Annotated in this window: 10 protein-coding genes; 7 read left to right on the top strand and 3 right to left on the bottom strand. The window is 39.1% G+C overall.

Going from position 1 to position 8,791, the window contains the following annotated elements:
- Positions 1-278: 278 nt before the first annotated feature.
- Positions 279-1,064 carry a DUF4261 domain-containing protein gene (locus E7L17_RS14830; protein WP_316323901.1) on the bottom strand — a complete coding sequence of 262 codons (786 nt, stop codon included), beginning with the start codon at positions 1,062-1,064 and terminating at the stop codon, positions 279-281.
- Positions 1,065-1,095: 31 nt separating this feature from the next.
- Positions 1,096-1,968: an EFR1 family ferrodoxin gene (locus tag E7L17_RS14825; RefSeq protein WP_316323900.1), complete on the bottom strand. Its 873-nt coding sequence runs from the start codon at positions 1,966-1,968 to the stop codon at positions 1,096-1,098.
- A gap of 296 nt (positions 1,969-2,264) precedes the next feature.
- Here E7L17_RS14825 and E7L17_RS14820 point away from each other — a divergent pair, with 296 nt between their 5' ends.
- Both E7L17_RS14820 and E7L17_RS14815 read left to right on the top strand, forming a co-directional pair.
- The gene (locus E7L17_RS14820) at positions 2,265-3,122 is read left to right on the top strand and encodes a YitT family protein (RefSeq protein ID WP_316323899.1); all 858 of its coding nucleotides are present in this window, start codon (positions 2,265-2,267) and stop codon (positions 3,120-3,122) included.
- A 365-nt stretch (positions 3,123-3,487) separates the two neighbouring features.
- A complete protein-coding gene (locus E7L17_RS14815; protein ID WP_316323898.1) occupies positions 3,488-3,748 on the top strand; it encodes a DUF6774 domain-containing protein in 261 nt (86 codons plus the stop codon).
- A gap of 53 nt (positions 3,749-3,801) precedes the next feature.
- On the opposite strand, the gene E7L17_RS14810 is transcribed toward E7L17_RS14815, so the two are convergent.
- A complete protein-coding gene (locus tag E7L17_RS14810; RefSeq protein WP_316323897.1) occupies positions 3,802-4,077 on the bottom strand; it encodes a late competence development ComFB family protein in 276 nt (91 codons plus the stop codon).
- A 196-nt stretch (positions 4,078-4,273) separates the two neighbouring features.
- Between E7L17_RS14810 and E7L17_RS14805 the strand changes: the two genes are divergently transcribed.
- The 5 genes from E7L17_RS14805 to E7L17_RS14785 all read left to right on the top strand — a co-directional run bounded on the left by E7L17_RS14805 (position 4,274) and on the right by E7L17_RS14785 (position 8,483).
- Positions 4,274-4,408, top strand: a complete 135-nt coding sequence (locus E7L17_RS14805) for a hypothetical protein (protein ID WP_316323896.1) — start codon at positions 4,274-4,276, stop codon at positions 4,406-4,408.
- A gap of 201 nt (positions 4,409-4,609) precedes the next feature.
- On the top strand, positions 4,610-5,698 hold the full coding sequence (locus E7L17_RS14800) for a zinc-ribbon domain-containing protein (protein ID WP_316323895.1): 1,089 nt from the start codon (positions 4,610-4,612) through the stop codon (positions 5,696-5,698).
- Positions 5,699-5,731: 33 nt separating this feature from the next.
- Positions 5,732-6,673, top strand: coding sequence for a DUF3862 domain-containing protein (locus E7L17_RS14795; protein ID WP_316323894.1), 942 nt, complete (start codon positions 5,732-5,734; stop codon positions 6,671-6,673).
- A 34-nt stretch (positions 6,674-6,707) separates the two neighbouring features.
- Positions 6,708-7,259, top strand: coding sequence for a zinc ribbon domain-containing protein (locus E7L17_RS14790; RefSeq protein WP_316323893.1), 552 nt, complete (start codon positions 6,708-6,710; stop codon positions 7,257-7,259).
- Positions 7,260-7,442: 183 nt separating this feature from the next.
- Positions 7,443-8,483 carry a zinc ribbon domain-containing protein gene (locus E7L17_RS14785; RefSeq protein WP_316323892.1) on the top strand — a complete coding sequence of 347 codons (1,041 nt, stop codon included), beginning with the start codon at positions 7,443-7,445 and terminating at the stop codon, positions 8,481-8,483.
- The last annotated feature ends 308 nt before the right edge of the window (positions 8,484-8,791 follow it).

The following is an 8,791-nucleotide window of genomic DNA, read 5'->3' as shown; positions in this document are numbered from 1 at the left end:
ACAGTAGGAAAGAACACCAAAAAGATCGCAGAATATATTCAAAAACAATTAGAAGAGGATAAGTTACAAGACCAATTGACATTTAGAGAATACGAAGACTCTTTCAAGGGTAGCAAGTAACAAGCTATTGCAAGAGTCAGACCGTAATATGCCCTTGCAAGGGCGGCCAGTAATGGAGCCTTATAGGCGACTAAGAAAAACCGCCGGCTTAGCCGGCGGATATTTATTCATGGCACGAAGTAATTAACTTACTAAAATGGATACGTATGACATGTCTCTTAAAAACCGATTTGTAGGGTTTTCTGCTCTAAAATAGAGCTGTCAATTAAAGTGATGGGCAGTCTTTGCTCTTCCGAGAAGCCGATGGTTTCACCGTCTTGCAGGAGTACGTCTTGCTCTAATACATAGCCAACAATATCGTATAAGAATTCCATCACTTCGTTCGGATCATGCTGGCTGTTTAGCACTTCCATATTTCTTTTCTCAAACTGCTCCATACCAAACGTGTAGCCACTAACGGTTTTGCCATCTTCGCTGTAAATGCCAAAGAATACAAGATTTAATATGGGCAGTTCATCCTGCTCCAACGCCGTTTTCGCAGCATTCATGTAAAAGTTCGGCTCAAATACGGTACCCAATGTATTAATTGCAGTTGCGTTTGGAAGTTTCAGACAGCTGCTGCAAATCTTAACAAAAAGCTTGGCGGCTTCTTCCACGGGATTCTCTTTGTACATTAATGCAACCAGAATATGTGCTTGATGCTGCTCAGCAACTTCTACGGCTCCCGGCCAGCGGAAATTGGTTCTCGCATTTTTTAAAGCTTCTTGATCCGGAATCGGAGCAGGCATTAAACTAATTGCAAGAGTCATTCCGTTTACATCAGCAACAAGAATTTGTCTATCTTCATTCATGCTGGTTTCTGCAAAAGTAAGATTCCAATCTTCTCGAATTAGCCGCTGCAATAAATCAATGTCCAGCTCGGCTTTATCAAGAAGAATAAAGCTTGCAAAGGTTTTGGTTGGTGTTGTGGCTTCTTTTTTTTCTTCCAAATTTGCTGTTTCCATAGAACTCTCCTAACTGTTACTACATTTTAACTTATTTATTTTCTAAATACTCATTCACTCCAGCGAAAAGAGCATCGCTCTCGATTACATTCTTATATGAAGTGGAGCCGAACGATTCTTCTTGAGAAGAAAGTGACAAATCGTACCCTTCCTTTAAGACAACGAATTTGCCGATTCCCGGGGTAATGGCTTTTACCGGACAACGATAAATACACTTCATGCACATATGGCATTTGCTGCTGAATTTTGGGCGACGATTCTTCATTGTAATGTTACCAGCAGGGCACTCTTTGGCGCATAGGCCGCAGCCAATACAAGAGCTTTGCGCCCGCAGAAAGCGCCCCCAAATTTTTGCGCCATATGTTTCGATTTTCCCTATGTACGAAATAAGAGAGTCTTTTTTAAGGGGAGAGGTTCTTTTATGGGTTCCGCTTAAAAGCTCATTAGTTGCTTTTTTAACCTTCTCCGGCAGAATCTGAACGAGCAGGGAAGCCAGCGGCTCTTTTGTTTTGGCTGCCCAGTTAGAGGGCATGATCAGCATGCTTTCGTAAACAACCCGGTAGCCCTTTTTTTCGAGCAGGTGAATACAGCTTACTCTGCACGCCGTGTTCGGTGAAACTTCACCCCCGCCGGAAACAGAGATTACCGCTGCGGCTGTTCCGGGTGCGTTTTGCAGGGAATTGAGCCATCGGTATACTGCGGCTGGGGCATGAAAAGCATGAACGGGAAATAGAATGATAAGTAAATCATGCGCCTTATTTTCTATTGACCGCCCATCCATAATGTGCTCCATGGCGCTTTCAACGCCGCTCTCGAGCAGATAATCCTGAAAATAATTGGCAGCCATCTCTGTGCCGCCGGTACCGGAGTAATAGGCAATTTTCGCTTTCGAGTAAAGGCTCATAGCAGTATGCCTTCTTTCAGAATTAGTATTAAATAAGAATGCTCCCTAGAGATACAGGTTAATTGGTTTATACTTTATATGTATTTCATCATACCATAAAAAATAGGTGACGTCGATTCGTGCGAGCAAAAAGGATAGATGCTTTTGCAATCACGCGAACCAGTAAGAATACCAAAAAAAGATAGCCCACTAGCTTATTACATAATCAAACACAATAACTGTTAAAATATTTTTTTGCAACAAGAAACGATTTTATGCTACAATTAATGTAAATCTAAGTGGAGCGAGGAACAACTATGAAACATGATTACAACCGAATGCGAAGAATTCTGATTCGTACTACTCTCATTATTCTTGGCGCTACACTTTCTTCCATTGGGCTTGAGGTTTTTTTAATTCCTAATAATATTATTGATGGAGGTATAGTGGGTGTTTCGATTATGAGTAGCTACATAACGCACCTGCCTTTGGGGATATTTACGTTTTGCCTGAACCTCCCGTTTTTAATAATGGGTTACCGGCAGATTGGTAAAACGTTTGTGATTTCCACTCTGTTTGCGATTATCTGTCTTTCCATTGGTGTTTCATTGCTTCACCCAATCTCTGGCCTTACACACGATGTGTTTCTTGCCGCGATTTTCGGCGGTATTATCAATGGCGCCGGCGTTGGTTTAATCATTCGTGCTGGCGGTTCTTTGGATGGAACCGAAATGGTAGCGATTATTTTTGATAAGAAAATCAGTTTCTCCATTGGAGAAATCGTCATGTTCTTCAATGTATTCATTCTTGGGTTCGCCAGCTTATTATATGGGTGGGACCGTGCCATGTATTCCCTCGTTGCTTATTTTATTGCCTTTAAGGTGATTGATATTGTGGTAGATGGCTTTGATAATTCGAAAGGAGTCATGATTGTTTCGGACTGCTACTCGGATATTGCAGATGCACTCACGGCTCGCCTTGGCCGTGGCGTTACATTACTAGAGGGGCACGGTGGCTATTCCAAACTGGAGACTACCGTAATTTATGTAGTTGTGTCTCGCTTGGAGCTTACAAAGCTAAAATCCATTGTTTTAGGGTTTGATTGCGACGCCTTAATTACAATTGGCAATGTTGAGGTTGCTGGTAAAAAGTACCGTAAAAAAGCAATCCACTAAATCAAATCTAAGAGCCTTTTGTCCTAATTCATTAGGAGGAGGCTTTTTTGTTTGGGGAAGCTAATTGCTGTTCTTATAACGACTTGTTCAAATTCTTTTCATCACAATTTAAACGTTTCATCATTTTATTGCAATAATCTATACACATGAGTAGGGTATAGTTATATCAATGAAACAAAACACTGCATCCCAGCCCGGCGGAGTGGACGGAATACCGTGCCGCCGGGCAGCAGACGAACAACAAGTGCCCGTAAAACAGGATTTTTATAAAATAACTCTTTTTGTTTTCCTTCCTCTAGTGAACCGCCCATGGATTGGGCGGTTTTCTTATTTCTGCATATGATAGTTTGGGGTGGTGATAAAAAGTGTGTAACCAGGGGAAAGACCTTGTTTTGGCGGCAGCTACCATAGCTATGTCTATTTCTCAGGGAAGAAGTGCAAATGAAATTAATATTATGAGCTCAATTTTTACTGCAATTGGGGATAATCTTGCCATAATCGCTGCAAAAGAGGCCGCTTGCAGTTCAGAAACCACGAATACATCGAATACATCCAATACCGCAAACACAACAAGTACAACAAATACATCAAATACTGCAAATACAGCAAGTACTACCAAAAAGTAAGTACAAAAAATCCGCAACCCAAAAACAGGCAGCGGAATTTTTAATAGACGAAATTAAGAGAGCTTATGGCGGGGATTTTCCGTAACCACCCTTGCAGCTTGGTAAAGCGCGTTTAGTAAATCAGTTTCATATTGAAGGGAGAAAGCCTCCAGCTTTGCATATACTTCGCCTTCATAGGTTGCTACATACTTGGGTGGAAGATGGTTTAAGGCATAAGAAGCAATGTCCATTCTGCATTTGTCGCATTTACAGCAGTCCAGCATGTCGATGGTTTCATCCAGCTTTTGAAGAACCATGGATTCCATAATGTTTTTTAGTGCAACTTCCATATTTGCCTCCCTCTGCAATTTGTACGGCGGCGTTTTTACAGGGTACGTTCTTACCATATTTTAGCACCTATCTTACTTTGTGTAAATTAGAGTTTGTAAATGAAATGCAGGGGTTGTCCTTTAGTGATTTTTTCGCTTATTGCTTTTGTGAATGCTTTGATTGTAATGGGGGAAAACTGGGTTTGAGGTGATTAATATGCCAAAGGACAGCCAGCCAGACCCCAAAGGCGTTCGCGAAAAGAAAAGCAATGGCCAAACTCCAATTACACAGGAGAATCAAAACCAAAATAAGAATGCGAAGAAGCAATCCACAAAACCAAATGATGTATGATTGAGAAAAGCCGCCCGGCATGGGTGGCTTTTTTCAATTTATCTCATGCAAAGCATTTATTCGTATGTATCATTAACGTAAAAAAAGATTGTTTTTTAAATAACACTTATTGGAAAATATTACTAAATATGTTACGATAAAATGCGACATATATCTATTTTAAATACGTTCATAGAACAATTCATGTTGGAGGAGATAACATTGTTTTGCGGAAATTGCGGTAGCCCCATTGCGGATAAAAGTAAGTTTTGTACGAATTGTGGTAAACCAATAACACCTAAAGAAGAGGATGAAATACAAAATTTAAAAGATGCTTCAGAGACTTCTTCAGAAGTAGCAATAACAGAAACAGAAGTAATCGACGTAGTCCCAGAAGTCCCAGAAGTTTCAGAAGTTTCAGAAGTCCCAGAAGTATCCACAGCTTCTACTTGCGATGTAAACGAAATACAAGGTCAAACTATAAATTCAGCCAATAGACAAAATACTACTACACCACCACCACCAACAACAAAGTATTCTGGGAAAAACCCAATCTCTACAAAGAAAATATTATTCGGAATTTCAGCTATTGTGATTGTTGCACTTCTGTCTTTCATAATAGGTATATATAGTCTCTCGGGGGGAGAGCCAAGCTATTCCGCAGACCTTATGTTCACAAGCAATAGCTCTGAGTCTGGCAAATTAACAGAAAAGCAAAAAAAAGTACGAGAACTAATGACGGAAGATGTTTTACAATTAGTTGAAGAGATTGTAGTGAGAGATTTTTATCTACCGGATACCACCAAAGTAAAACATGATAAATCTAGTTGGAATATAGAAAATTCTCTTTACACTTTCGGGGGAACCGTTACTTACCCGAATAAAGAGGGGAAACAAGAAACCGAGACTTATATTATGAAAGCTTTTGTAGGGAAGAAAGCCACATTAGGAGTTTATGGGAAATTGGGGAAAAGGGAACTGTATGATAATCAGCATAAATTCAATACATTGGGAGCTGCTGCATATCAGGAAGCAATAGAATATGATGGGGCGGAGTTTTTAGGTGGTCTGTTTTCTATTCATGATGAGGAATATCAAAAAGTGACATTAGAGGAATATAGGCGCATTAAAACCGGAATGTCTTATGCGGAGGTTACCGAAATTATCGGCTCTTTAGGAACGTTTGCTGGGGAAGCCGGAACCGATAAAAAGAATTATACTTGGGTAGGGAATGGAAATAAGGATTCAAAAGCAACCATTACATTCTCAGAGAAACAAGTGTACACAACTGCGCAGGTAGGATTAAAATGAATTCATTGAATAAACGTAATTGGAGGAAAGAGCGTGTATTGTAATAATTGCGGCAAATATATACCAGATGGCAGTCAGTTTTGCGAAAATTGCGGGTTTGATGTAAGTTGCGATAAAACGCCAAAAACAGAACAGGACTCTGTTCGAATTACCGAGCAAACAGTAGAGTTAGAAGAAAGAACAAAAAAAACGGGATGGGGTTGGATTATTGCTGTATTTGGCCTGATGTGTTTTCTTTTCTTTGTTTTTATTTTAGGAAATTCAGATGATGATGGCAATTCAGTCAGCACTGCATCGGAAATTCCAGCAGTTGCAAGTTCCACAGAACCAAGAGAGACCTCATTATCACCAGTCGATCGGCAAATTCGAATAAAGATCGAAAGGCAATTAGCTCATTCAGTATTTGAAAATTTCGTAAATGATTATTTAAAAAATCCAGATACTGCAAAATATACACACGATAAATCGAGCTGGAAAGGGCAAAATGCAATTCTAACAGGGAGTGGTACTGTAACTCATAAGAATTCAAAATCAGAAACATTATCGGAACCATTTACGGTAAGCATTCTGATGTCAGAGAGAATTAGTTATCCCCTATACATAAAACTAGGAGATTCGGTTTTAATCGATCAATCAAAAGGTACGAATAGTCTCGGTATCGCAACCAAATATGGTCCATCCATTTTTAATGTGAAACAATCAGAGAGCATTATTAAACCCGAAGATGGTAAATTAATCGTTGTTAGTGACGATGATTCAATAAAAATAACATTAGATGAATTTAACCGTATTAAATCTGGAATGGGTTATGATGAGGTTTCCGAGATTGTTGGTTCGTTAGGAGGACGCTCCGATTCTGACGCGAATCAAAATTTTAAAGTGACTTGGGATGGATTGGGAGAGTCGAAAGCCACTGCTAATGTTACTTTTCAAAATGGAAAGGTGACGGAAAAAACGCAATCGGGTCTAAAATAAAAAAGTGATGATATCACTTCTGGAGGAGATAACAATGTTTTGTAAAAATTGCGGGAGTCCTATTGCGGAAAAAAGCAAGTTCTGTGGGAATTGCGGGCAACAAGTAATTATTTTAGAAGAGAATAAAACACAAAATGTTAATGCTACAAAAATACCCATTTCAGAAGAAAAGATTAATGCACAGCCAGAAACAATGAGACCAAAGGGAAAGGGGATGAAAACAGCAAAATTAGTTATTGGAATTATATCAATCGTCCTTTCTATTTTGATTTTGTTTCAGTCATGTGCAGCAGGAGTGGCTGCTGCTATAATAGATACGAATGACACAAGTGGAGGAACAGGATTCTTTGTGGCAATTCTTTTCTTAATCGCCGGAATTGTGGGAGTTGCTGCGCGTGAATCAAAAGGCGGAGCGATAGCGGCGGCAATTTTATATGGCATTGCGGGGTTAGCGGGCGTTATAGAAACAGGAGTATTTAAAGATTTACAAGTGTGGGGTATTCTTGCATTTATATTTGCAATTGTGTTTGCAATATCTGTGTCTAAACAGAATTACGCTAAATCTGTTCCTACAAAAACAGAATAAAAAGAAATACCGCTCCCTGTAATAGCAGAATAGAGCGGTATTTCATCTTACTTGTGCCATAACACAACCCAATGGCAAAAAAATAACGCGTTTGAAAAATACACTAAATGCGATACGATAGTGAAGAATTCCTATTTCTACTTAAGATATCGTTTTGAAAATTATGGGCTAGGGGAGATAACATTGTTTTGCGAAAAATGCGGGGCAAATATACCAGACGACAGTAAGTTTTGTATTAGCTGCGGGAATGCAATAAAGAATAGCCAAAAGGAACCATTGGATTCATCTCAATATGTTCCTATGGCAGAATTACAGCAGGAACCAGAACAAAAGAAATCCGAAACCGAAATACCTGCGGTTTCTACTTTTCAGAATGAATCTGCAAGCTTACATGAAAAGAATACGGGAATTTCAAATAACACCGCATCAACAAATAATAATGTTGAAAATAACAAGAAATCTGCAATGCTTTTTGCGATGGGGTTGGGTTCAATTTTTCTTGTTGCTATTATATTTTCAATAATGGCTCTTCACAAAGAAATGAATAATCCAACACCAGAAACCCAGACAAATGCTACTGCAAGTGGAAGCACAGAGCCAAAATTTGAAAACTTATCACCAAAACAAAAAAAGATACGAAAAATGCTATCGAATGGTGTCGAGTACAATTTAGATATTATGCTAAAAAGAGATTTTCAGCTACCGGAAACTGCTCAAATAAAGCATGATAGATCTAGCTGGGATGCCGAAAATTCACTGTTTTATTTTAGTGGAACAATCACTTATCAAAATAAAGAGGGAATAGAAGAAACAAACCCATTTATTGCGAAATTGCTTATGAGCGAAAAAAGCATGGTGGGTGTTTATGAAAAATTAGGCGACAAAGAGATGAGAGATGTTCAAAAAACGGTGAACACATACGGTGCAATACTAGATAACAGTGAGCCCGATATCGATTTGAGAACTTTATTGAATGGGACTCTCTACACCGTAAATGATGAAGAATATGAGAAAGTAACGCTTGAAGAGTTCGCCCGCATTAAAGTTGGTATGACTTATGGCGAAGTGACTGATATAATAGGCTCTTTAGGCACATTTACCGGTCAAACAGGAGCAAATATTAATACGTATACTTGGGTAGGGAATGGAGATAAGAGTTCCAAAGCAACAATTTCTTTTACAGGGAAAAAAGTAATATCCACGACGCAAGAAGGATTAAAATAGGAAGAAACACCGCTCTACTTCTGCTTTAACAGAATAGAGCGGTGTTTTATTTCCAAATAAAAAAGCCGGATTCTAAAAATCCGACAAAACAAGTAAAAATGTGATGATTTTTCCCAAAATTCAATTTTATCATTGCTTTTTCTGGTAAATACTGTTAAACTGTAAGGGTAAGGCACATATTAAGTGCAAAGCGGGGATGAGTGCTGTAACACCCACCCCCTGCTACGGAGAGAAGACCTCCATAACAACAGCTTACGCTGCGGATTGCTTCACAATTATAACCCATTTGTTCCCACTTGTAAACAGAA

This window comes from Clostridium sp. (assembly GCF_032576335.1).
Taxonomy (GTDB): Bacteria; Bacillota; Clostridia; order Oscillospirales; family Acutalibacteraceae; genus Faecalispora.
This window is presented reverse-complemented; position numbering and strand designations above follow the sequence as displayed.

Coding starts and splice junctions, on each gene's coding strand:
- E7L17_RS14830 (WP_316323901.1), bottom strand. CDS start 1,064: ATGGAAACAGCAAATTTGGAAGAAAAAAAAGAAGCCACAACACCAACC.
- E7L17_RS14825 (WP_316323900.1), bottom strand. CDS start 1,968: ATGAGCCTTTACTCGAAAGCGAAAATTGCCTATTACTCCGGTACCGGC.
- E7L17_RS14820 (WP_316323899.1), top strand. CDS start 2,265: ATGAAACATGATTACAACCGAATGCGAAGAATTCTGATTCGTACTACT.
- E7L17_RS14810 (WP_316323897.1), bottom strand. CDS start 4,077: ATGGAAGTTGCACTAAAAAACATTATGGAATCCATGGTTCTTCAAAAG.
- E7L17_RS14805 (WP_316323896.1), top strand. CDS start 4,274: ATGCCAAAGGACAGCCAGCCAGACCCCAAAGGCGTTCGCGAAAAGAAA.
- E7L17_RS14790 (WP_316323893.1), top strand. CDS start 6,708: ATGTTTTGTAAAAATTGCGGGAGTCCTATTGCGGAAAAAAGCAAGTTC.